Here is a 24,067-nt window from a genome sequence, read left to right as displayed (position 1 = left end):
TTATTTAGGTAAATTACTATTCACATTTTCTTTTTATTTATAAAGGAGAAATGAGAAAAGAATTCATATAATTCGATTCATGCATTTGGGTTCTGGAATAGAAAAACACCTTAATTGATTCTGGCGTTTGCTACTACCAGATGTTAAAAAAACTTTTTGAAATATTCGCACAATTCGTGTATGATAATATTATAATTTTAAAAAAGGAGGATTTCCAATGATTTGTATTAAGAATGGAACACTTCACACAGCAGTAACAAGGGAGACCTTTGTCGCTGACATTCTGATCGATAACGGAAAGATTGTAACGATCGGAAAGAATATTTCTTTTGAAAATGCTGAAGTAATCGATGCAACCGGGCTTCACGTGTACCCTGGCTTCATAGACGCACACTGCCACACAGGTCTTGATGGCTATGGAATCGGCTACGAGGGACAGGACTACAATGAACTGAATGACCCTGTCACTCCACAAGTGCAGGCTATCGATGGACTCAACCCATTTGATCCCTGTATGAATATGGCTGCAAAAGCCGGTGTTACCTGTTTTGCAACCGGTCCTGGCAGTTCCAATTCAATTGGCGGAACCTTTGCAGCTATCAAGCCTGTCGGTACTCGTATTGACAATATGATCGTAAAATTTCCCATTGCCATGAAATGTGCCTTCGGAGAAAATCCGAAGCGTTGTTATCAGAACCAGGGAATCTCCAGCCGTATGACAACTGCTTCCAAAATTCGTGAAGCATTACACACTGCAAAGCTTTATAAGGCGAAAAAAGAAGCAGCCGGTGACGATATTTCCAAACTTCCATCTTACGACCAGAAATCAGAGGCTCTGATTCCGGTATTGAATCGCCAGATTCCGTTAAAGGCTCACGCACATCAGGCAAACGATATTTTTACTGCGATCCGCATTGCTAAAGAGTTTGGTGTCGGACTGACTCTGGAACATGTAACAGAGGGACATATGATCGCAAACGAGCTTGCAAAAGAGAAGTTTCCTCTTGCTGTTGGTCCTACCTTTGGTCATGCCACAAAATTTGAGCTTCAGAATAAGACCTGGGAGACCCCAGGAATTCTTGCAAAAGCAGGCTGTCATGTTTCCATTATCACAGATGCACCGGTAATTCCTCTCCATCATCTCCCTCTCTGCGCAGGATTTGCAATCAAAGCCGGAATGGATGAATTCGATGCTCTTCGTGCTGTAACAATCAACCCTGCTGAACATATCGGTATCGCAGACCGCGTTGGCTCCCTTGAAGAGGGAAAAGATGCTGATATCGTTATCGTAGACGGCAACCCATTTGATGTGACTGGTGTGATCAGACATGTGCTGATTGACGGTAAGAAAGTGGAATGATACTTCCTGCACTTTCCAGGAAATCACTTTCTCTACCGGAAAAGAATATTTTTCCGGTTCCCTGCTGCACACAATGGGCTTCCTATAACCATTACATGCTATTCCGGGGTATTTTCCGAAAAATATTTTAGCGAAATTAATGCGCCAAACTCACGGATACGCTCCGTTTTTTCCCCTGTTTCATCCCTATTTTTGATGCCAATTCCTGACGCCAATTTTGACGCCAATTTTTCCACTCTGAACCGGTTTGAAACGGTTGAAAACGACATTTTTTCTCTCCACCAGACAGCAAAAAACCCCGGAAATCAAAGATTTCCAGGGTTTTTTAAATATGGGTCTGAGGGGAATCGAATATACGTTCAATCCCCTGAAACCCCTATGTTTCCTTGCTTTTTAAATATCATTCGTCAAAATTTCACTGCTCTGCTTAGTGAACAAAGTTCACAGATTTACCCTTCTCGACGAGATAATGTACAACTATAAAATGTTTTTCTTTAGTCGACTGATATGTAAGAAGAACACTGACTACAAAATCAGTGTCCTTCTTTCTTCCTTTACATATATTTCATAATAGTCGGCAATAATACATTCATATCTATTGGTTTTGCAACATGATCATTCATGCCACTTGCCAAAGCCATCTTCTTATCTTCTTCAAACGCATTTGCTGTCATTGCAACAATTGGAATCTGCGATTTGTTACCGTCTTTCAGTTCTCGAATTCTCCTGGATGCTTCATATCCGTTCATAATCGGCATCTGAATATCCATCAGAATCAGACTGTAGTAATTTTGCTTTGCTTTGTTAAACATATCAATACATGCAACGCCGTTCTCCGCTCTTTCTATCATGATTCCCTCTTCCGTCAAAAGTTCCGTTGCAATTTCTGCGTTCAAGTCATTATCTTCTACCAGAAGAACCCTTTTTCCTTCCAGTTTTTTGATATTCAACTGACCGTCTGCATGTTTCAGATTCCTTTCTTCCGCATTTGCTATTTTTAATGAAAACGTGATTGTAAAAGTAGAACCTGCTCCCGGTTTGCTCTGAACTGTGATCTTGCCATTCATTAAATCCACCAGTTTCTTCACGATTCCCATGCCAAGCCCACTACCTTCTATTCCGCTGTCTGACGAAGATCGTTCCTGTGAAAATGATTCAAAAATATGTTTTTGGAATTCTTCTGACATTCCGATTCCGTTGTCTGCTATGATAAGCTCTAATATACTCCAACCTTCTTTTTCGCCAGGATATTGGTTCAATGTACAGCTTATGTTACCGCCTTCACCCGTGTATTTCACAGCATTACTCAAAATGTTAATTGTAATTTCAGATGATCTTGCATCATCCATATACAGGTATGGATATCGAATGTTCTTATTGACTTTCAGTGTTTGATGTTTTTCTTCTATCGGTTTCCTAAACATATCAATACATAAATCAAAGTTTTTAGAAACATCTGTTATTGTTTCATCCAGCGTTGCTTGGTTGTTTTCGATTCGTGCTAATTCAAGAATGTTATCAATCAAATGCAGCATTTTCTTTCCGCACAATAATATTTTTTCAAAGTAATCCTCTAATATAGTTGGCTCCTTTAAATGTTTCTCTCCCAATTCTGCATATCCAATGATTGCATTCATAGGGGTACGAATATCATGAGACATATTAAACAAAAATGTTGATTTTGCTTTATTAGCTGAATCGGCCAGTCTTGCAGCTTCCTGCAACAGTTTTTGCTGTTTCTGCTCATTTTCTTTTTGCTTCTTATATGCAGAATATCCACAGGTACATAATATTAACAAAATACACGCTGTAATGCATCCCAGTACAATACTTAGCTTATTCGTCTTCTCAACCATTCCATACGCTTTCTGCATATCCATTTCTATGCAGAAAGCACCTATCACTTCATTAGATTCATCTTCCGCTGTCACAGGATAACAGGCTGTAAAAATAGGTCCCCATGTTGTATCAACAATATCCTGAGAATATACTGTTTTTCCAGAAAGTGCTTTTTCTATATAAGGAACCATCTCCTTTTCAATCGGATCTCCTGGATGTCTGACGTCACCAGCCGATGGATCCAGTCCGTCTACAACGTAAATCAATCTACCGTCTTCATTTCTGGTTGCTGTGTAAATATATCTCGTAGAATTCAGCGTTCTGATTTCATTCATATATGTCGATATATTCTTGAATAGTTCTGTATTCTCATCAGCTTTACTTTTTATTTCATTAAAATCTTTTCGTCCCAGTCTGTCATTTACCAGCTTATGAACCGCATCTGCACTGGAAATATCTCGTTCAATTTCTGTTTTCAGAGCAGTTTTGGTATATGCTTGTTGTAAAATAAAAGTATATGCAACAACAAACAAAATCACCATTGCCAGAAGGAATACCAACTGTCCCTCAAAAATTTTCCAATGATTTACCGGATTTTGATCTTTTCTTTTTTGTTTTATATAGTTATTTTTCATCATTGTATTTCACATGCCTTTTCCCTAATTTTAATTTAATACAAAAACGCCTCAACTCTTCACGTATTTTGCATCTGGTACACCAATCCTGACAATTTTCTCTTTCTGATTTCCTGCTGCAAAAGCATAAACCGGACAGATTGAAAAAAGGATGCAAATGCACAATATAAAAATGATACCCCTTTGCAATACTGATTTATTCATTTTCATTTTATTCTTTCCTATATTAGGAACAACTACTTTTAATAGTCTTTTTCATCTTTTCAATATCCAAAGGTTTCGCCAAATGAGCGTTCATACCCACGGCAATGCACTTTTCAGCATCTTCCCTAAATGCATTTGCAGTCATAGCAATGATAGGGATTGTTTTTGCATCCTGCCGTTCCAGGGATCTTATTGTTTTTGTTGCAGTGAGCCCATCCATCACCGGCATCATGACATCCATTAAAATAACATCGTATGTTCCTGATTCGCAGGCTTCAAAGTGCTGAACAGCTTCTAACCCATTTTTCACTGTTTCTACTTTAGCCCCATTTTCCGTCAGCATAAATTCTGCTATTTCCGCATTCAGCTCATTATCTTCAACCAATAATATCCGGACACCTGATATATCTGCATTGAAATCTTCTTTTTCTTCCGATCGTGCATTCGTATCAATTTCAAATGGAAGTACTACAGTAAAACAGCTCCCTTCACCCAGCTTACTTTCAACTGTTATGGTTCCACCCATCTTTTCTACAAGTTGTTTCACAATAGGCATTCCAAGACCTGTCCCATTATAATCAGAACGTGGGGAATTATCTGCCTGTACAAATGGAGTAAACAATTCATTTTTTATAAATTCTTCTGACATTCCAATTCCATTATCTTTTATTTTAAATTCACATGTCATGTGATCTTCTGATCTTTCAATCGTTCTCATACTCATGTAAATAAAACCATTCACCTTATTGTACTTCATACTGTTTGTAAACAGATTCATCAATATTTTTTTCAGATGAACTGCATTGCTCCAAACATATATACCACTGTAATCATCATGTTCTTCTATAACATGAAGTCCTTTTTCTTCTGCCTGAAAAGATAGTGACTCCGTGATTTCCTGACATACCTGATCCAGATTGATGGATTCATCACTAAAAACCACGGTATCCGATTCTAACTTTGCCATGTCTAAAACATCATTTACCAATGATAACAGCAACTTTGACGATTTATCAATTTTGTTCAGACAATCTTTTGCCCGCTCACCATCATTTCCGCTTTTTTCAAGAATTGTAAGCATGCCCATAATGCCATTGATCGGTGTCCTGATGTCATGAGACATGTTATTTAAAAAGGAAGTCTTAGCCTTATTGGCACTCTGTGCTTCTACAAGTGCATTTTGTAATTCCTGCTGTTTTTCTTCAAGCTCCTGATTCAGCTTCAATGCTTGCTCAGCAGACTTCTTGGATTTTTCTTCCGCACGTTTTGATTTTTTCAAAGAATCAAGAATTATACACAGGACAACAAAAATAGAGATTCCAACTATGAATGAGACAGCCAGTAAATTATCCTGAATAAAATCCTTCGCTGTAACTTTTCGTGCGGAAGCATTATACGAAACTACTGCCCCCGAGAATTGAGCTGCAGGCATAGATGTCAGTGTTTTATTCAGAATGGACAAAAGAACCGGTTCTCCCTGCCGAACAGCAAATGAAACATCGGCTTCTTTTGTCAGGAAAACACTATGAAGCTTATTATTTTTCAAATAGTCAGAAACAGTACCTGAATTGCTTACAATGCAATCTGCCTCCCCTTTCTGCATCGCTTTTACTGCTGCATCTGATATCCCATATTCTATAACCTCCCATTGTGGATAATTGTATGAAAGATATGCCTTCAATGCAAAATTATCTTTTTCAACGGCAACTATATTCTCTTTATTTTCATCAAAAGAATCCTTTGCCGTAATTGCTGCCATATTGAGAGTCAATAGCGTATCCGACAAAGCAAATCCATTTGTTTCTGCAAAGTATGGATTCTGGTTTGCATGAAAAATCAGGTCTATTTTTCCATCCTGCAATGCCTGAAGCAGTTCACTTCTTGTATCATATCCATTTAATTCAAATTCCAGAGTCTGACCTTGCAGACAATTTTGGGCAAGATCCACATAATCTGTGATAACACCTGTCAATTTGCCTGTTGATGGATCTACACTGCTGATACCTCCATCCTGATTCAGATACCCTATCCTGATTGCTCCATGCTGCCCGATCCAATCCCTTTCTTCATTTGAAAGAAACGAGCTGCTCTGTGCAGAAAGATAACGCCTGTAGAGATCATCAGTGTAAAATGGATTGTCATCCTTGATTCTGCGCATAGCACTATCCAGTGCTTCTTTGATATCCGGACGTTTGGGATTTATGGCAAAATAGATTTCTGTCTCTCCAATACTTGTAACAGGCGAAATATCAGATTCTTCCCAACGGGATTCTTCTACTGAAACGAAGCAGTCAATTTCATGTTTCGACAGTTTGTCCATAACTTCTGCGGTATTAGAAGCATTGACATGCTGCGTATGCAGACCATACTTTGACTCCCATTCGTTAAGCACATCCTCCGGTATATGATCTTTAAATACACCAATATTTTTCCCCTCGAAAGAGTCAAGATTTCCTGCTGTAAGATCCATATTTGAGGTATCCGTATAGATGTAATATTTTTCTTCTCCCATAGGCATATCGGAAAAAAGCATATTTTCAGCACGTTCGTCTGTATAGGAAATACCGCCAAGAATGTCAATTTCTCCATTTTCCAACTGTGTAAAGCAATCTTTCCAATTACTTGTTATGTAATCATAGCTCCAACCTGCATAACCTGCTATATCTTGAAGATACTCATAACCATATCCTCTTCTTTCCCCCTTTTCATTGACGGTATTATAAGTTTCTTCAAAAGATCCTACCCGGATAACATTGTCAGAGTTTTCTTTGGCAGATGTAGGAACGGATAAAACAATAAAACATATAATTGTGCAAAATATAATGTAACAAAATTTGAAATTCATTATATTCTGTACTAATTTGCACTTCTTCATCTTTCTCCCATCCTCTAGGCTACAGTTGCTTGCTTGCTTGCTTGCTTGCTTGCTTGCTTGCTTGCTTGCTTGCTTGCTTCCAGATTTTAATTTTACATTCATTAATTATCAATAACCTCCCCGCTATTTTTCACAGTATTTTTCCAAACAGCTTCTGTATTACTTATTCAAGTGCTCTACCATAAAAAAACACTGCCAAACAGACAGCGCACCTCATTTCATACAACTGGCTGCCATTTTACAGGCCCTGTAGCTTTGCGTCCCAGACTTTCATCTGGTTTGCCGATTTCCATATTATAGCTTTAATACTTATACAAAAAAACTGGTTTTATTATACTATAGCACTCTACTGTACACAAGAAAAACATTACCGTTTTAACGCCAAAAATAAAAAAAGAACAGCCGATACATATACTCGAACTGTTCTTCTACTTCCGAAGTCCACGCAGCATTGACATTACTGTTTCCTGCTCATTTGTACTCAGATCGTTCCATATCCCTAGAACTTTTTTCTGTCAGATTCTCTGAATTACCTTCCTGAAAAAACTGTGATAATGTCACGCCTAATGCTGTACATATTTTTTCAAGTGTGATCAGCGACGGCAGGTTTTCCTGCGCCATGATTCTTCCCAGTGACGACTGGGAAATTCCCGACAGCTGCGATAATCTATATTTACTGATATCACGCTTTTCACACAAAGATGTTATTTTATCCGCAATATACTTCTCTATCTGCAAGTAACTATACCTCATTTCCGCTATTACATGTTCTTATTGTACCTGTAATAATGAAAAAATATTAGTATTCAACTTTGCAATCATTTAATCCCATAACAGGAAGTATTCGCATAAAAAATATAAAGATACTTTCGTTTCTGCAAAAGTTATTTTCGCTTATACGTTTTTATAATATCATAGGTTGTTTCATTTGTCACATAAAAATTTGAAGCACTATCATTCAAAACAAAAAAGCCGGAAGCTACGTTATCATCCGTGACCTCCGACTCATTGTGCTTATACTACACTGTCCTTACACCCAAATCAGCTCCTCTCTCCGGCTTATCTTTTCCCTGCTTTTCCTGGCATTGCCTTTTTCTGTGCTACTGCCTTTCTTTCAGCTTTCCCTGCGTCCTTAACTGCTGTATTTATTTCAACACCAGCTCTCGGCACAGCTTCTCTGCTCTCATTTTTCTCTGCTACCTGCTGTTCTCGTCTCTCCTTCACACCTTTTTCTTCCAGACTGCAAAAGCTCTGCAAATACGGTAGTACATGATTCTGCATATCCGTCAGATCTTCCATATACTTCTGATATTCTTCATTACCTTTTCCTTGCTGATAGCTGATCCAGCTTTCATCCGTCAACTTCATTTCATTCTGCATCTTTAATTGACTGATGATGCCGCCATTTCCGCTACCAATGTCTATCTTACCTTGAAAATGATGCAGCATCTTGTCGCCCTTCTCAGCATAATATACTGTAAAAAACATCTGTGCTGTCTTTTTTGGTTCGTTGGTGTTTGGATCACAGTCGGCATACCAGGCTTTGTCCTGTTCTACTGTTTTGGAATCCAAATCAGATAACTTCTCTTTACATGTCACCAAATGACTACGAAGAACTATACCGTAGATTGCAACAGAACGAAGGGCCAATGGCAAGTTAAGATGGGGAAAACCTCATTTTAACTTGTACTGAATCTTGACATAGGACCAGTATAAAGATTTTGCACATTTTTTTCATAAAACCTATTCTGTTTTTCAACTTCTGTGATATAATGCTTTATTATAAAAATTTCCATGGACAAAATGAGGTGAACCAAGTGAAAAAGAAAACACTTGTGCCTCTTATCATTTTTTTACTGGGCATATGCCTTGTTAGTTTGATTGTATACAAAACAGACACCCACGAAAAAGAGCAGAGACACATAACAGCACAATTAAACGTAGCCAACTATGGCGAACGAATAAAGAATGAAATTACAAATGGAATTGAGATCACAGATACCTTGAAGCAAATCTTAATAAGTGAAAATGGCGAAATCCATCAGTTTGAAACAATTGCCGGAAATATTATGTCTGATTCTATTGAAAGTGTACAGCTCGCTCCTAATGGTGTTGTTACAGATATTTATCCGGCTAATGGAAATGAGGCAGGTAAGATTGATTTGATCCATGATAAAGACCGCGGAAAAATTTCCCGTTACGCAAGAGATAACCATACAATCATTACGCAGGGCCCCTTCTAATTAAAACAGGGAGAATATGGAATTGCAGTCCGCAATCCCATATACCTGAAAGATAAAAACGGACATGAGTATTTCTGGGGATTTACTATTGTTATCCTGCGTGTTCCGGATATTTTTTCAGATTCAATCAGTGCACTTTCAAATTTTGGATACGAATACAAAATTTCAAAAACAGACGCTCCATGGAGTGATACTTATAAAGTGGTTTATCAATCAGATGGGCAAATAAATCATTCTGTTTCTTATACTTTTAAAATAGGAGATGAAAACTGGAAATTTGAAGTAACTCCTAAAAGTGGATGGAGAAATGTCACACTACTGATAATCATCATCGGAATGTTTCTTACAATAAGCCTTCTCCTGTCAGTTCTTAGCAGAGTATGGTTAGTAGAAAAAGAACATAAGAAAAAGTTTCAGATACTGGCGCGCACAGATTCTCTTACAAATATTTATAACCGCTATGGATTTGATGAATTTGCAGAAAAAATGATTCAAAAAAATCCAAAAGCACATTTTGTGGCTGCGCTCCTTGATATCGATGATTTCAAGTTTATTAATGATATCTATGGACATAATTACGGAGACAGGGCATTAAAAAATCTTGCAGACAGCATGAAGGCTTTTTTCCCATCCGATGCATTACTTGGAAGAAATGGTGGTGACGAATTCTGCATTCTTTTACCAAATTGTACCTTTTCAGAAGCAGCTATACAGCTGCAGAAATTCACCAAACTTCCTAAATCATTCTCATACCATGGTAAGGAACATGCATTTTATATTTCTCTAGGATATGCAGAATATCCAACATTTGCATCCAATCGTTCACAGCTCATGCGCTGCGCAGATGCCGCTCTTTATGAAATAAAGCTTCATGGAAAAAATGGTTGTATGGTCTACAGAGAAGGACTTCGGTCAGGTGCCCGCAAACAGCTTGGATTCACATTCAAGAATATCGCGGAACATCTTCCAGGTGCATTCATCATATACAGAGCTGACAAAGAAGATGATGAACTATTTTTTGCAAATGCTGAATTTCTTCATATGTCCGGATATAAAGATATAGATGAACTGTTCAGACTTACTAAGAAAAGTTTTCGCAACTTGATTCGTGAAGATGAACAGCAACAGATAGAATCAAGTATCTGGGAACAGATTGACAATGGTAATGAAAATGACTATATTCACTTTCATCTTCGAAAAGCTGACGGAACTTATTTTTCTGTTCTTGATCATGGAAGAATTGTAGAGAGTCCGCAATACGGGAAAGTATTTTACGTATTGTTCATGGATTGGGAAGATATGCATATTCGTTACAATGATAAATTCGCAAGATAAAATATTGCAAAAAACAGAGCGTATGATCTATTTTCATATAATGTTTATGTCGGCAAGCTCTATCAAAATGAAATCGACTTTGTTGCTCAGAGAGGCAGCGAGAAGTTTTATATTCAGATCAGCGACAACATTTCCGGGCAGGAAACATTTGAGAGAGAATGCTTTCCTCGGCTTCAGATTCGAGATGCTTATCCGAATATGATTATTGCTAGAATCAAACATCCCCAATATAGCTATGAAGGAATCGTAATTCACGATATAGCCGATTGGTTACTACAAGAATAAGCAGGGCGAAATATCTCCAGCATTCTCTTTTGAAATGATGGAGATATTTTTATTATGACGGAGATTGTAAATGAATCCAGATGAAGCATTCTACGAAAAGAGTTTTATATGGATGTACTGAACTGTGATCCGATGTCTTTTGACAAGAAATGCGAACTGACAAATGCTCATTTTCACAAAATAAGAACTTGAAGTTGAGATAATCCCGCCTAATTAAAAATTCGCCACAACATTTCTACCAAGCCATCTATGTTTTGCTCCAGATTTCTCTCGTACTCTTTCTTAGTAATCTCATTAACACCGACTGCTTTGTTTCCGTCTAATTCTTTGTGACATTGCAAAAGCATTTCTTTATTGATTAGATGATACAACGATGTGAACTCTGGTCTCGGCAAATTTGCCGATATTTCTGCTATTCTTTCTAATTTCGTTTCCATCAATACCTCCGTCCCTGAGTACGGTTGATGTGTCCTCAGAAAGACCTCATTATGTAGCTCACTTTCCTCCGTTGGCATTACCCAACTTCTTCAGTACTATAAAGCTATCCGACTGCCTACTGTTCTTTTGACATTCTCCTGTTTTGCAGTTGTTTGCCACTTGCAATGGCAAGAAACAATAGGTTCTCCCCAGTTGACTGAATAATCACAATGTAAAACATAAAGTGCTCTTTGACCCCGCAGAAGCAAACCATTTCTCACCAATGCGAATTGATTTGTATTGCTTTACGTCAAAATTAGAACGTCAGCCTTCTAAATGTCAAAATTTCGAGGCTCAATCACACTCTCTATTTTCTCGCTGTCTACGCTTAGCAACTACCATTACTGACAGTCACCCAAGACTCACTACTGGCGGTTGGTTAGACCTTACCAGACAGGCATTCCACCTGCTAGACTACCCGCCCTTATCTGGGCGCACGATCTCGATGTCCTCCATTCTCCAAACTTGAAGTTATTTTACTTGCGTTCCATAAATCCTATGATTGAAAAAATCAATCCTACAATCCCAATTCCGATAACGAGCAGCCCCATTCCTGATGAGCAAAGAGAAATTATAATGGCAAAGAGTAGTATTGCAATACCTAATCCAATTTTCTTCATTGTAAATCCTCCTTTACAAATGCCGAGTTATCTCTATCTTTATCTTTTAATTATACACAGGATTTGAATCTTTTTCTACTTATCTATAATCAAAAAATCCTCTCGAAAAATCCTCTTCCTTGTATTATAAAACCGCTTTCATAAAATTTTTCTTCTTTTTCAGAATACCTGCGTATCACTACGAATATTCCGACTGTCAAAATCACTCCAAATACGATTCCTGCCAGAATTCCATTCGTCCCCATTCCATAACTCTCATTCAGATAATAAGATGGCAGGAAAGAAAGGATTGTTCCCACAACCGATGGCGGTATAAATCTTAGAAAATTCTTATAGCATAGGCACTTTACCATTTCCTTGTCTATCATTCCCAACATTCGCAAACTACAAACGACCCTGCTATTTTCTTCCTTCTCTGCCTGGATACGTGAATGAATTAACAGAAACTCAGCCATTATCATAAGCCCTATCACAAATGCCATCAAAAATAATAAAAATTGTCCTGATTTCTTTGCATCCTGGTATTTCTCCACTTTCGAAGACAATTCATAATATGTCTGCTCATCTTCATTCAACTGATTGCTTTCCTGCAGATATTCTTTTACTTCACATACTCCCGCATAAGAATCTTCCCAATTCTGAAACTGAAACAAGTTTGCGATACCAGCACTACCTGTTATATCTGCACTTAATTTTTCGAAATCAGAATCGTTGATGATCAGTGTTTTATCTGCAAAGGTCGGATTTTGATTAAACAGTATCTTTACATCTGTTCCAACAGACTGCAGCTTTCTGTCCCCGGAAATCGTTACAGTAGATACTGGCTGTATGTTATGTTCATACCCATCTTCCAGATTGTACTGAAACAAATTCAAAAACTCGCCTTCCTGAATCTGATAATCACATCCAAAATCCCGGTTTATTTCTGTCACAGGAAGGTAATTAAAAACATCATCTCTGATATAGGGAAGCTGAATGACCTGTTCTACAGTAACACCATTTTTCTCTAATATATGAAGGACATCCTGTACTGAAACCTGATTCATTCCATAGATTCCTGAGTACACCATGTCATAGGGAGAATAACTTTTTGCATCCTGTAGAAAAGCCGGATATAAAGTCACACATACCCCCGTAAGCATAACAGATACCGCTATTATGAGAGAGGCTAAAACATACCTACATCCCCATTCTTTCTTGTGTCTGCGGACAAATGACCATTCCACCAGATGAAACCTCATGTAGTTGGGTGCAAGTCTGCATAAGAACGTACCGATCTTTCCTGTTTTTTCTGCCCGATATTGTGCTTTTAGCAGGGTTCCGATTTTATCCAGCATAAGTCTCCCGGCATTCAGGATAAAGGCAACTGCCACCACTACTGTATATAGAACTGCTGTAAACTTATATGCTTCCGGGCAAAACTGCCATTGCACTCCGTGAACATCTATTGCATAAATGATAACGAAAAAAAATAAAAATGACAGCACAGTTCCTGCCACAAGTGCTATTGCTAATGCCAGCACGGATATGATCACATTTTCAAAAAGTAAGTTTCTAAACGCTTCCTTCCGGCTCATGCCAAGAGAAAACATCACGCCGTATTCCTGTTTTCTTGATGCCAGAAATGCTTGACACGAAACAGGAAGAAAAAAAACCAGAAACACTGCAGACAGAAAAAATGGAAGATAAATGTTATTGGATATTGATGAATTTACAATCGACGCATTCATAAACGTTCTGTTTGTGGAAATAACTGCAAAACAACAGAATAATGCCGTTGCAGATAAATTGCATAGAAAGTACAATCGATATTTGTAAAAACCAGCTTTCAGCATCTTTCGGGAAATATCAAAAAAAGTCATCTTTTCCACCTCCCAAACCGCACAGCGTTTTCCATATATCTTCTCTGAAATTATCGGCAGTGTTCTCTTTCTTTACTTCTTTTGCCAGATTCCCATCCTGTAAAAAAAGTACCCGGTCACAAAAGGATGCCGTATAAGCATCATGTGTCACAAGCAGAAAGCTGATGCCAGACCGTTGATTCATCTGTTTCATACATCGCATCACATCCCCGTTGGTCTTTCGGTCAAGGCTTCCTGTTGGCTCATCTCCAAAAATAATATCCGGTTCATTGATTAGCGCCCTGCCAATCGCAACTCTCTGTTTCTGACCTCCCGATATTTCCGTAATTCCTTTGTCAGCTAATTTTTCAATGCCGAGCACATCCGCTATTCTTGAAAAACGCTCTTGCTGGATGTCTGCTTTTTTTCGTTCAAGAATGAGTGGTAACAATATATTTTCTTTTACCGTCAAACTCTCCAAAAGCTGGAAATCCTGAAAAATCATTCCTATATGCTTTCTGCGAAAAAATGCCTTCTCTTCTTCCGTAAGCTGTGAAAACGTTTCTCCTCCTATTACGATTTCTCCATCGTCCGGTGTGTCAACCCCGGTCAGCACATGGAGCAGAGTAGTCTTTCCACTGCCGGATGGTCCCATAATAGCAACCATTTCTCCTTTCATAACTTGCAGATTCACATTCTGCAAAATCCGCATAGTTTCTCCTGCAGTTTTATAACTTTTTGAAATATGATTTGCATTTAATACATACATCGAAGTTCCTCCTGATAATAAATTTTAAATTTGATTATCAGAAGTATTTAATCATCCATCCGAACCGATAGACTGCAAAGGGTAACTCCCGGTCTGAAAGAAAACTCACCTTGTCCGAGGTCTTTAAAGCCATCATATACCCAGAGCACCATTATTTCTATTCCACCGAAACATATACACTCATAGAAATGCAAACATATACTTTCGCTTATATCGTTTTCACTATTTGACTTTTCCAAGCATTCCATCTGCTGTATGACTATACTTTCCAAATCCCCTTCTGCATAATATCCACTCCAGATTCGGAAATTTAGCGACAAAAGTAAAATCAGCATGATGGAACTTAAAACCATAATAGCAGCAATTCTCTGTTTTTTTACTGAAATCATATGAATCAAACCCTATACTTCTGCTTTATCATCTGGAATTTGACTATCTCTTAACTCGTTTTGATAAATGAAGTTCATTATCATCTACATAACCAAGTTTATTATATACAGATTGTGCAACGAGATTTTCTTGTCCTGTTAAGAGTTCGTACTTATGAAGTGGATAATTCTTACTGCAATAATTTTCTGCAAAAATAATCATTTCACTCGCAATCCCTCTATTTCTATATGTCGGTTTAACATACACTTCCGTAATTTCAGGCATATATTCATCATAGCAGAAGGACTTTTTAAGTTGAACACATACAAATCCTACTAATATATCATCTTCATCGGCAACGATAACAACCTCCTGTTTATTACTCACAAGAGAATTTCCAATATTATCTATGCTTGCACCTTCACCATTAAATTCGTTATTTAAGATATTTAATTGCTCTGCATCATTTACTGTTGCAATTCTTACCATAATTACACCTCATCAAATTCAAATTTTTTGTTCCCTATAAAATTAATTTATTGGGATTTACCAAATCGCCAAACAACGATTTATCACTCTGTATCGTTTAGCGACATATCCACCAAAGCCGCAATCTGATCTCTCCGCCCATAAATCACTGCCGTAATCCATACTGCCTTCTTGTCCTCGTCAATCAGACAATAAACAGGAAAATTCTTGAATGGCATTTTGCGGATTCCGTTTGTATGCCACGGTTCTTCCTCTGTAAGAGGGTAGCGTGACGGCATAAAATCCAGCTTTGCGATTTCACTTTGCAGAGCGTCTGCCCATTTTCGTGCCGTTTCCGGTACAAACAGCACTTTGGAAATATACTGCACGATTGCTTCAATTTGACCGATTGCCTGTGAAGTCAGCCTAACTTCGTATCGCAAACTTAAATACCCTCACGAATTTTAGCAAAGGCTTCATCAACAGAAAGTCCTTCTCCAGTCTTTGCCTGATGATAGCCTTTTTCCATCATTGCATTAAACTCGGCGTCCGTCATACTGTCCCTTGTGGGCAAGTTCGGAACTGTTAGGGAATACGGAACGCCGCCTGTCATAATGATTTGTCTGTATAAGGTATCAATCAAAACCGAAACAGGTAGTCCTATCTTATCCAAAATTGCCTCTGCCTGCCGCTTAATTTCAGGCTGCACACGAGCCGTTACATTTGCACTACAGCCGTAAAATCTGCACATATCTTATCCAAAAGCCGCCTTTCCGCCATCTGTTCTTCCAGCGTACGTTTCAGTTTTCTGTTCCTCATATGTACCATTACAGTCAGGATAAGAAGCAGAACGATCAGCACGGTTATAAAAACCAAAACAGTCACAGACTGCGGTTGCTTCGGAAATAAATTAATTTCTGTCATAACAAAATCCTCTCTCTATGTTTCCTGTCTGCTTTTCCCATGCATCTGGAAGGCTCCTGATTACTGCGGTTGCCTCATAACCATTCATGACAGGCATTGGGATATCCATAAAAATAAGATCATACAAGCCTTTGGGAGCAATCTCCACTTTTTACTTTCCATTTATCACTGTTCAATGACCTGCATTTCGGTGCCCCCCGCCGGATTTTATGCTTCTGATCGTCTTTTCCAATACCTTCATCTCAACCGGTTTTGAAACATGGGCATTCATACCGGCTGCCAGAGAATGCTGAATATCCTCAGAAAACGCATTGGCGGTCATAGCAATGATCGGAATTGTCATTGCCAGTTCATGAGAACTTCTGCGGATTGCTTTTGTTGCCTCATAACCGTTCATGACAGGCATCTGCACATCCATCAGGATCATGTCATAATCCCCCGGGGCAGACTGTTCAAATGTCTCCAGAACTTTTTCACCATTTTCACAGATTGTACACTCTGCCCCCTCGATCTTTAACAGTTCCATCAGGATTTCTGCATTCAGCTCATTATCCTCTGCGCACAGGAACCTCATTCCTTTCAGGGTATTACTATCCGGTTCAGCTATTTCTTCTTGTGCTACCAAAGCAACTGTTCTGTTCTCTGCAATTCTCAGATCTATAAAAACTTCAAAACAGCTTCCCTGTCCCAGTTCACTCTCCAAATCAATGGTGCCTCCCATTGCTTTAACCAGATTTCTGGTAATAGCCATTCCGAGACCGGTTCCCTGTATCTTATTAGTCATAGAACTTTCAGCGCGGGTAAACGGATCAAAAATCGTCTCTTTGAAATCTGCAGACATTCCCATACCATTATCGCTGACTAAGAAACGGTACTTTGCATAGACAGATGACTTTGTCTCACATTCTTCTATCAGAAACTGAATTTTTCCACCTTCCTGCGTGTACTTCACTGCATTAGAAAGCAAGTTGCTGAAAATCTGCATCAGATGAATCTGATCTCCGTTCACCCATTCGTGCCGGATGTTTTCTTTTATGATCGTAAGAGTCTGTTTTTTTTCATCTATCTGTGACTGAAATAAAGTATTGATTTCCTGTATAAAATTCAGAATGGAAAAATCATTGTATTTAAAAACTGTTTTTCCTGCTTCAATCTTACTCATATCCAGAACATCATTAATAATCCCTAACAGATGCTGTGATGAAATATCTATTTTATCTGCATACTCTATTACTTTATCTTTATTCCCTGCATCATATCTGATTAATGATGTCATACCAATAATTGCATTCATTGGTGTACGAATATCATGTGACATATTGGACAGGAAATCTGTTTTCGCCTTATTTGCATTTTCAGCGGTCTGCAAGGCTTCCGTTGTAATGTCCTTTGCTTTTTTCAGTTTTTTATTGGACTCCTCCATTTCCTTCATTGCCTGCGTCTGAATCTCATTATTTCTTTTTTCATATTCAGCTTTTTGCTCAGCAAGACTACGTCTAGAAATACTGTAGAATAATCCGACAAAAAGCAAAAGTATAAAACCTGCCATGAGTATTGTTTCAAACACTATTGTTTTCTGATAATCTTCCAGTACATTATCTACAACACTCTTTTCTACAATACAGATCAGCATGGTGTTATTATTTTCTATCGGACAGTATCCCAGATAGTAAGGTTTGTCACTTCCCAGAAGTTCTACCCCCTGTTCTCTGCCATCCAGCTTTTTTTGAAGAGAACCAGCCTCTTCCTCAGTGATAGCCTGATCTCCTTTTAAATGCTTTAACAAAAAATAGTTCCTAAAAAATTTATCTTCTATCTGATTTGTATAAGTAATATTTCCGTCGTTATCCAGCATAAACAGATACGCATTCCCGTTATAGCTTTTCACACTTAACATGGAATCTAATTTTGAATGATCATACAAGGTTCCAATTGCCGTATAAGTTTCCCCATTAATCGTATATTCCTGACATGGAATTGCAACCAGATAACCATCTTTTTTATTCTGCTCATAATCAAGAGAAACCAATTTTCCAATATTATATCCGTTCCTCAAATCCAACAAACATTTACTTGGCATGTCAACCCGAAGTTTTGTTCCATCAGTGGTGATTGCCTTTCCATTTTCCTGGAGAAATAGAAGTGTACTTTCAGATTCTTTCTGCCATGCCTCAAAGAACTTCTTGTTTCTATCCAGTTCAATAGATCTCACTTCCTCTTGAATAAGAGAATCCTCAAGCAAATGCAGCTGGCTGTAGTATCCATTCACCTGCAGATCATAGGTCTGCTGTATCTGTTCAACAACAGCTCCCATACTGCTTTTCCCGTTTTCCGCGATATAGCTGTTCATCCTGTTCAAAAGGAGCTTTACAAAAATTAAGCTTAAAAAGATAAGAATTAAAAAGAACAATGGCATTATCATCTTTTTTCTTTTTGTTATCGCTTGTTCTATTCCCACTTTTATATTTCAACCTCTATATAATCTTCCGGTGCTGACGGTTGCTGTCCGTTTGCCATTGCTGCAGTCCATGCACTTGATAATGTTGTGTCCTTAAGCTTGTCCTTAAGCTGCCTGATCTCACATTCCGGATTTATTTTTTTCAAAACAGACATTGTGGTTTCTGTAAGAAGAATAGAGTACTCCTTGTCTTTGTCTATTTTTTTCTTATTTACTTCTATGTCCTTTAATGAGAATCCGTTTTCCTCCTGCCTGACGATTATTTTCATACCGGATGCAATTGGCAATTCGTATTTATTGGTTATGTGAAATTTCTCATCGGACTCGGCAAGATATTTCTCCGCAAGTTCATAAATTTCTTTGCCATTGATTTTTGCCAGGTATAAAAATGTATCTGAACTCTTTGCCGTCATCAAAGCAACTCGGCTGCCGGTGCACTCCCCTTTGTAAATGGAAGAAGTAAAATAATAATATGGCACCAGAGCCAGCTGCGCATCATTTTCTTCTCTGATCGTAGTTAAAATAGAAGATGCCGCATCGCGACCGTTTTTATCATTTAGCGAAATGGCATATTCGTTTTCAAAACTTACTGTGGTTTTTTCTTTTGAATCCTTACTGTTCATTGTGCTTCGAAAAGCATCATAAGCCTGTGTTTCATCCATTTCCCCTGACAATAATCCGTGAACAGCCTTAAGGCTGGCATCAAATGATTTTTGAGCAGAATATCGGATATAAACAGAATTATTATTAATTTCATCTTCCAGGCCAGGTACCTCTTCCATCATGTTTGGAACATCTACATTTAATGAAATTACACCCTTTCCATCTGCGATCAGCGTTTGTCCTTCTTTTGAAATCATGCAATCCAGGACATCGAATGCCAGATCCAGTTTTTCCTGATCCTTTTCCAGGTCTTTGTTGAATGCAATATTCAGAGAAGGGGTCATATTTATAAAAGCTTCATCCGAAATCTGTGAAAAAAACGGTATACGGGTTAATTCTGCATCCATCTGTCCCTGATATTCCTGCATAAGTGCCGGATAACCATGAAACATTGCTGCTTTTCCCTCAAGGAACATCTGCGCTGCAGTATTAATATCGATGCTGATATCATCACTTGTAAAATGTGAGTCCTTCAAAAATGTATTGGTTTCTGAAAAAATACGTTTCCATAACGCATCATCAAACGCAATATCCCCTGATGCACTTTCAGCTGAGCTTCTCCATTCGATTCCATCCAGACTCATGAATTCACCGATTGCACCTGTCTGAATCACCTCATGAGCAGACCAGTCTTCTGCAAGATCCAGGGAATACGGTTTTATACCATTATCATAAAATTGCTGGCACGCCTGTGCATATTCCTTATAGTTTTTCGGTATCTTGATTCCATACTGTTCAAACAATGTCTTGTTGGCAATAATCGTCTGCGGCATACCGCAGATAGGAAGCCACTGAATCTCATTTTTTGAATTTTTATAATATTGCAATGCATAGGAGTAATACCTGGAAACTACATCATAAGAAGCAAAATCCATTAGATATGGCTCCAGATCCTGTGCATCTTTTCCAGAAAATCGACGTACGGTTATGATATCCGGCAGTTCACCATGTTCCTCAAAATATCTATATAAATCGGTATCATTGTTACCGGTAATAAACTCAATATCCTGATCTGGAAACTGCTCATGGATATAGGGTACAATATTTTTAATTAAACGATTTTCCCACAGATACACGGTAAGGTGATCGTCATTTTTAGATACTACTTTTTTAGATTGTCCACAGCCAGACAAAACAGTAGCTGCTACAAGCACCCCTGACAATAAAGCTATCAGATAATGCTTTGCCTTTTTCATACTCTTATTTTCCTCATTCTTTCCTGATAAAAATCATAATTCAATAATCCCATCTCAGACTTTCATCTTATTTGCCGATTATTCTATTATAACTTGTAAAGCGGATGTTCGCAATCCGCTTCGCTACTTGCTCATGCAAAAATATTAATGCTATTATACCTCTCTCTACTTTTTCAGAAGCTTTTCACATGCACCTGTGAAGCAATTACAGCCAGTTGTCCAGAACATCATTCAGCTTATTCATATCCAGCGGTTTCGCGATATGTCCATTCATGCCTGTATTTTTTGCCAGCTGTACATCTTCTGCAAAAGCATTTGCTGTCATGGCAACAATTGGCAGTTTTCCCTGTTCACCCGGAAGGCTCCTGATTGCTGCGGTTGCCTCATAACCATTCATGACAGGCATTTGAATATCCATAAAAATAAGATCATACAAACCTTTTGGAGAAGCTTCCACTTTTTCAACTGCAATTTTTCCATTTTCCGCTGTTTCCACTTCTGCTCCTGTCATCTGCAGAATTTCAACAGCAATTTCTCTGTTTAGCTCATTATCCTCGACCAGCAGAATTCTTTTTCCTGTGTAATCTGCTTCCGACAGCTCATCCAGATAATTTCCTGCTGTTTTTTCTTTTCTGCCAGAAGTAAACTGCCGCAATGTAGCCGTCAAACGGGAACGGAACAGCGGTTTTGCAATAAAAGCATCTACGCCTGCAGCCTTTGCTTCTTCTTCGATCTCGCTAAATTCATAAGATGTCAGTACAATAATGGTAGTCTCTTTCCCTATCCGTTTCCGAATCTGTCTGGCTGTTTCAATTCCGTCCATATCCGGCATTTTCCAATCTAAAATAACAGCAAAGTAATCATTTTTTAGCTCATGACGTGCATAACAGCGCTCAACGGCTTCTCTGCCGGAGAGGACCCATTCGCCTGTAATCCCAATCTCCTTCAATGTGGCAACTGTACTTTCACAACATGTCTTATCATCATCCACAACCAGAACAGGCAGATTCATCAGATTTCTGTCCTGTTCTTTTTCTTTTTCCTGAAGTTCCAGATAAATTGTTACTGTAATTTTAGTTCCCTTATGTAAGGTGCTTTCCACTTTAATATTACCATTCATCAGGTTCACAATATTTCTGCTGATTGCCATTCCCAGACCTGTTCCCTGAACTCTGGTTGTCCGATGGTCATCTGCGCGGCTGAAAGGATCAAACATGATTTTCTGGAATTCCGGTGACATACCGATCCCATTATCCTCAATCGTAAATTCATAGCATCCAAGTTCCGAAAATCCATTTGGCTTTTCCTCTATGGAAAAAGTAATATTCCCACCATCCGGTGTATACTTGATCGCATTACTCATCAGATTCACAAATACCTGCTGGATTCTCAGGCTGTCACCACAGACACTTTCATGTTCAATGTGATTAATGTGTATATCTAAATTGTGTTTATGTTCATCAATCACCGGTTTTATGAGTGTTATAAGATTATCCACCAGATCTGGCAAATTGAAATCCTCCTGTGCCAGCGTCATTTTTCCGCTTTCAATGCGTGCCATATCCAGCACTTCATTAATTAACCCCAGCAGATGACGGCTTGATTTTGTAATTTTGCTGAGACACTCAATGACTCTGTCCTGACTCTCAATATTTGCTCCTGCGATTGCCGTCAGACCCACAATGGCATTCATCGGCGTCCGGATATCATGGGACATATTGGAAAGGAATTCTGTTTTCGCACGGTTTGCATTTTCAGCAGACCGGTAAGCCTCTTTCAGTGCCTGGCGGGATTCGATCTCTGCTTTCTTCTCCTGTGTCACGTCCATGGATGCCATCAATACTTTTATCAGTTTTCCATTCTCCCATTCCATAGGAATATAAGAAGCGATTTTATAAGTCTTTTCATCTAGGCTGCAGTACTCAAACTTATAAATATCATTTTCACTTTTCAGATTTTTCCGGATATTTTCCGGGGCTGTCAGAACATCAATAGGTTCCAATGTTTCCAGTGTCTTATACTTTTCAAGAACCTGCATCTGAAAATCATGATAGAATCCCAGAGGTTTATATATCATCTGTCCATTCAGGTTGTAGAATTCATATCTGTCATTTTCCAGATCACAGACAACAAAGCGGTCAACCAGACGCACAATACTCTGGATCAGCTGCTCCATGGAAGCATTATCCGCTGCCATCTTCAGATGCCGTGCGCTCTCTACCTTTGCCTCTGTGATATCACGCAGAAAGATCATGGCATATTCTGAATCCTCTATTTCGCCACGTATGACCACATTGCGGACCCATCGTTCTTCTCCATTCAGAGTGATACGGCACTCTAAAGCCAATTCGGTTTCCAGACCCTTCAGCCTTTCTGCAATATAACCACGGTCGTAAAAAGAGGATACCGCCTTCTTATCTGTCTCCACAACATAGGAATCCACAAAATGCCGGATCAGTTCATCCCACGTATGACTCTGTTCAAAGACGGTCATCAGGGACGGTTCAACCTTAAAGGTATCAAAAGTATTCGCTTCCAGATTCACATAATACTCGCACAAATCTGCTTTCGTAAAAGCCCGGTGGAAAGCAGCAGATTTTTGTGCCTGCATGGTTTCTTTTTTCTCTGTATCAATGTTAATAAAAATTCCGGCAATCCTGCTGGCAGAACCATCCAGACGGCGTATTACTTCTGCCGATGCCCGAAACCACTGGTACTGATGATCCTTCATTCTCATACGATACTCTACCTGATATTTTATCTGGTTCGTCTTATCCTTAATTGCCGCCTGAAGCTGCACCATTACTCTTTCTTTATCCTGTGGATGCAGAAGATTTGACCAGGATTCCAGTTTATTCGGAAAGTCCAGAGTGTCATGATAGCCAAGCATTTTTCGGAATTCATGACTCCAGTTTGCATTCACAATCTCACTGTTTTCGTCACAGTCAAAATACCAGAAGCCGGAATAGATAGCCTCATTGAGCAGTGTCAAATTTACATGATCCCAGTTGACCTGTACGGACATAACCCAGATCTGTCTGCCCGCTTCATCTGTCGCATCCTCTTTATAAAGTCGTACATTATTCACGGTACCGTCCGCAGTAAGGATCTGTGCTTCCCCTGCTCCGCGAAGCTGCAAAAAACGATTTCGATCCAGTATATCTTCCTCATCATAAAAGAAGTTTTTCAATGAGCCTTTTGTCTGTTCCATGAAGGTGTCGAAGGTATGTCCTGTACTATGTAACAGCAGATTATTCACAGACAAAATAGACAGGTTTTGGTCATAATATCCTGTCATTATACCTACTCCGCCATTATTTTCCAGTGTTTTCTGTACGGCCTGTGACATATCCTGTGTCTGTCCCGTTACAGTCTCACCTAAAGAATATATTTTGTCTTCATAATTTCGCATTTTATAAAATCCTCTCTTCGTTTTATGTCTTCTTCATCCTACTTTTATCTGTATACAGAGAACCTGTCCCTACTAGTACATCGTTTTCGTATTT

The 24,067-nt window shown here is 38.7% G+C and carries 19 protein-coding genes, 1 pseudogene and 1 riboswitch; of the genes and pseudogenes, 4 read left to right on the top strand and 16 right to left on the bottom strand.

Annotated elements, in window-relative coordinates; translation table 11 throughout:
- The first annotated feature begins 217 nt into the window (after window positions 1-217).
- Entirely contained in the window at window positions 218-1,360 is a 1,143-nt protein-coding gene (locus tag ETP43_RS07225) for an amidohydrolase (protein ID WP_129257539.1), read from the top strand.
- A 554-nt stretch (window positions 1,361-1,914) separates the two neighbouring features.
- Here ETP43_RS07225 and ETP43_RS07220 read toward each other — a convergent pair.
- The 4 genes from ETP43_RS07220 to ETP43_RS17060 all read right to left on the bottom strand — a co-directional run bounded on the left by ETP43_RS07220 (window position 1,915) and on the right by ETP43_RS17060 (window position 8,485).
- Window positions 1,915-3,837 (bottom strand): hybrid sensor histidine kinase/response regulator, encoded by a 1,923-nt coding sequence (locus ETP43_RS07220; protein ID WP_129257538.1) that lies wholly within the window; start codon window positions 3,835-3,837, stop codon window positions 1,915-1,917.
- A gap of 223 nt (window positions 3,838-4,060) precedes the next feature.
- Window positions 4,061-7,015, bottom strand: a complete 2,955-nt coding sequence (locus tag ETP43_RS07215) for a response regulator (protein WP_243114225.1) — start codon at window positions 7,013-7,015, stop codon at window positions 4,061-4,063.
- A 116-nt stretch (window positions 7,016-7,131) separates the two neighbouring features.
- A riboswitch (cyclic di-GMP riboswitch) is annotated at window positions 7,132-7,207 on the bottom strand.
- A gap of 177 nt (window positions 7,208-7,384) precedes the next feature.
- A complete protein-coding gene (locus tag ETP43_RS07210; protein ID WP_243114224.1) occupies window positions 7,385-7,651 on the bottom strand; it encodes a helix-turn-helix domain-containing protein in 267 nt (88 codons plus the stop codon).
- Between the two features lie 321 nt (window positions 7,652-7,972).
- The gene (locus ETP43_RS17060; protein ID WP_243114223.1) at window positions 7,973-8,485 is read right to left on the bottom strand and encodes an LPD25 domain-containing protein; all 513 of its coding nucleotides are present in this window, start codon (window positions 8,483-8,485) and stop codon (window positions 7,973-7,975) included.
- Window positions 8,486-8,730: 245 nt separating this feature from the next.
- Here ETP43_RS17060 and ETP43_RS17595 point away from each other — a divergent pair, with 245 nt between their 5' ends.
- The 3 genes and pseudogenes from ETP43_RS17595 to ETP43_RS07200 all read left to right on the top strand — a co-directional run.
- Complete coding sequence (locus tag ETP43_RS17595; RefSeq protein WP_243114222.1) at window positions 8,731-9,156, top strand: hypothetical protein; 426 nt, start codon at window positions 8,731-8,733, stop codon at window positions 9,154-9,156.
- Between the two features lie 201 nt (window positions 9,157-9,357).
- Window positions 9,358-10,491, top strand: coding sequence for a GGDEF domain-containing protein (locus ETP43_RS17590; RefSeq protein WP_243114221.1), 1,134 nt, complete (start codon window positions 9,358-9,360; stop codon window positions 10,489-10,491).
- 36 nt (window positions 10,492-10,527) lie between these two features.
- Window positions 10,528-10,776: pseudogene (locus ETP43_RS07200) on the top strand (ATPase); the annotation flags it as partial.
- A gap of 209 nt (window positions 10,777-10,985) precedes the next feature.
- Here ETP43_RS07200 and ETP43_RS07195 read toward each other — a convergent pair.
- The 12 genes from ETP43_RS07195 to ETP43_RS07140 form a co-directional block, all read right to left on the bottom strand.
- Window positions 10,986-11,213, bottom strand: a complete 228-nt coding sequence (locus ETP43_RS07195) for a hypothetical protein (protein ID WP_330546452.1) — start codon at window positions 11,211-11,213, stop codon at window positions 10,986-10,988.
- Window positions 11,214-11,729: 516 nt separating this feature from the next.
- Window positions 11,730-11,873 (bottom strand): hypothetical protein, encoded by a 144-nt coding sequence (locus ETP43_RS17055; RefSeq protein ID WP_164979630.1) that lies wholly within the window; start codon window positions 11,871-11,873, stop codon window positions 11,730-11,732.
- An 89-nt stretch (window positions 11,874-11,962) separates the two neighbouring features.
- Complete coding sequence (locus ETP43_RS07190; RefSeq protein WP_330546566.1) at window positions 11,963-13,603, bottom strand: ABC transporter permease; 1,641 nt, start codon at window positions 13,601-13,603, stop codon at window positions 11,963-11,965.
- A gap of 118 nt (window positions 13,604-13,721) precedes the next feature.
- Window positions 13,722-14,483, bottom strand: coding sequence for an ABC transporter ATP-binding protein (locus tag ETP43_RS07185; RefSeq protein WP_129257536.1), 762 nt, complete (start codon window positions 14,481-14,483; stop codon window positions 13,722-13,724).
- A gap of 47 nt (window positions 14,484-14,530) precedes the next feature.
- On the bottom strand, window positions 14,531-14,872 hold the full coding sequence (locus ETP43_RS07180; RefSeq protein ID WP_012740935.1) for a hypothetical protein: 342 nt from the start codon (window positions 14,870-14,872) through the stop codon (window positions 14,531-14,533).
- A gap of 43 nt (window positions 14,873-14,915) precedes the next feature.
- On the bottom strand, window positions 14,916-15,341 hold the full coding sequence (locus tag ETP43_RS07175; RefSeq protein WP_002587423.1) for a GNAT family N-acetyltransferase: 426 nt from the start codon (window positions 15,339-15,341) through the stop codon (window positions 14,916-14,918).
- A gap of 83 nt (window positions 15,342-15,424) precedes the next feature.
- Window positions 15,425-15,763, bottom strand: a complete 339-nt coding sequence (locus tag ETP43_RS07170; protein WP_129257535.1) for a type II toxin-antitoxin system RelE/ParE family toxin — start codon at window positions 15,761-15,763, stop codon at window positions 15,425-15,427.
- 2 nt (window positions 15,764-15,765) lie between these two features.
- A complete protein-coding gene (locus tag ETP43_RS07165) occupies window positions 15,766-16,071 on the bottom strand; it encodes a type II toxin-antitoxin system RelB/DinJ family antitoxin (RefSeq protein ID WP_129257534.1) in 306 nt (101 codons plus the stop codon).
- The gene (locus tag ETP43_RS07160) at window positions 16,038-16,244 is read right to left on the bottom strand and encodes a hypothetical protein (protein ID WP_129257533.1); all 207 of its coding nucleotides are present in this window, start codon (window positions 16,242-16,244) and stop codon (window positions 16,038-16,040) included. Before ETP43_RS07160 ends, ETP43_RS07165 begins: the two co-directional genes overlap by 34 nt.
- A 172-nt stretch (window positions 16,245-16,416) precedes the next feature.
- On the bottom strand, window positions 16,417-18,594 hold the full coding sequence (locus ETP43_RS07150; protein ID WP_243114219.1) for an ATP-binding protein: 2,178 nt from the start codon (window positions 18,592-18,594) through the stop codon (window positions 16,417-16,419).
- 110 nt (window positions 18,595-18,704) lie between these two features.
- Window positions 18,705-20,561 (bottom strand): ABC transporter substrate-binding protein, encoded by a 1,857-nt coding sequence (locus ETP43_RS07145; RefSeq protein ID WP_129257530.1) that lies wholly within the window; start codon window positions 20,559-20,561, stop codon window positions 18,705-18,707.
- A gap of 205 nt (window positions 20,562-20,766) precedes the next feature.
- On the bottom strand, window positions 20,767-23,973 hold the full coding sequence (locus tag ETP43_RS07140) for a response regulator (RefSeq protein ID WP_129257529.1): 3,207 nt from the start codon (window positions 23,971-23,973) through the stop codon (window positions 20,767-20,769).
- Between the last annotated feature and the right edge of the window lie 94 nt (window positions 23,974-24,067).

Source organism: Blautia faecicola, from assembly GCF_004123145.1.
GTDB lineage: Bacteria > Bacillota > Clostridia > Lachnospirales > Lachnospiraceae > Oliverpabstia > Oliverpabstia faecicola.
This window is presented reverse-complemented; position numbering and strand designations above follow the sequence as displayed.

Excerpts from the sequence above, each read along its gene's own strand:
- ETP43_RS07225 (WP_129257539.1), top strand. The coding sequence starts at position 218 with ATGATTTGTATTAAGAATGGAACACTTCACACAGCAGTAACAAGGGAG.
- ETP43_RS07220 (WP_129257538.1), bottom strand. The coding sequence starts at position 3,837 with ATGATGAAAAATAACTATATAAAACAAAAAAGAAAAGATCAAAATCCG.
- ETP43_RS07215 (WP_243114225.1), bottom strand. The coding sequence starts at position 7,015 with ATGAATGTAAAATTAAAATCTGGAAGCAAGCAAGCAAGCAAGCAAGCA.
- ETP43_RS07195 (WP_330546452.1), bottom strand. The coding sequence starts at position 11,213 with ATGGAAACGAAATTAGAAAGAATAGCAGAAATATCGGCAAATTTGCCG.
- ETP43_RS17055 (WP_164979630.1), bottom strand. The coding sequence starts at position 11,873 with ATGAAGAAAATTGGATTAGGTATTGCAATACTACTCTTTGCCATTATA.
- ETP43_RS07190 (WP_330546566.1), bottom strand. The coding sequence starts at position 13,603 with ATGAATGCGTCGATTGTAAATTCATCAATATCCAATAACATTTATCTT.
- ETP43_RS07185 (WP_129257536.1), bottom strand. The coding sequence starts at position 14,483 with ATGTATGTATTAAATGCAAATCATATTTCAAAAAGTTATAAAACTGCA.
- ETP43_RS07180 (WP_012740935.1), bottom strand. The coding sequence starts at position 14,872 with ATGATTTCAGTAAAAAAACAGAGAATTGCTGCTATTATGGTTTTAAGT.
- ETP43_RS07175 (WP_002587423.1), bottom strand. The coding sequence starts at position 15,341 with ATGGTAAGAATTGCAACAGTAAATGATGCAGAGCAATTAAATATCTTA.
- ETP43_RS07165 (WP_129257534.1), bottom strand. The coding sequence starts at position 16,071 with ATGTGCAGATTTTACGGCTGTAGTGCAAATGTAACGGCTCGTGTGCAG.
- ETP43_RS07160 (WP_129257533.1), bottom strand. The coding sequence starts at position 16,244 with ATGACAGAAATTAATTTATTTCCGAAGCAACCGCAGTCTGTGACTGTT.
- ETP43_RS07150 (WP_243114219.1), bottom strand. The coding sequence starts at position 18,594 with ATGAACAGCTATATCGCGGAAAACGGGAAAAGCAGTATGGGAGCTGTT.
- ETP43_RS07145 (WP_129257530.1), bottom strand. The coding sequence starts at position 20,561 with ATGAAAAAGGCAAAGCATTATCTGATAGCTTTATTGTCAGGGGTGCTT.
- ETP43_RS07140 (WP_129257529.1), bottom strand. The coding sequence starts at position 23,973 with ATGCGAAATTATGAAGACAAAATATATTCTTTAGGTGAGACTGTAACG.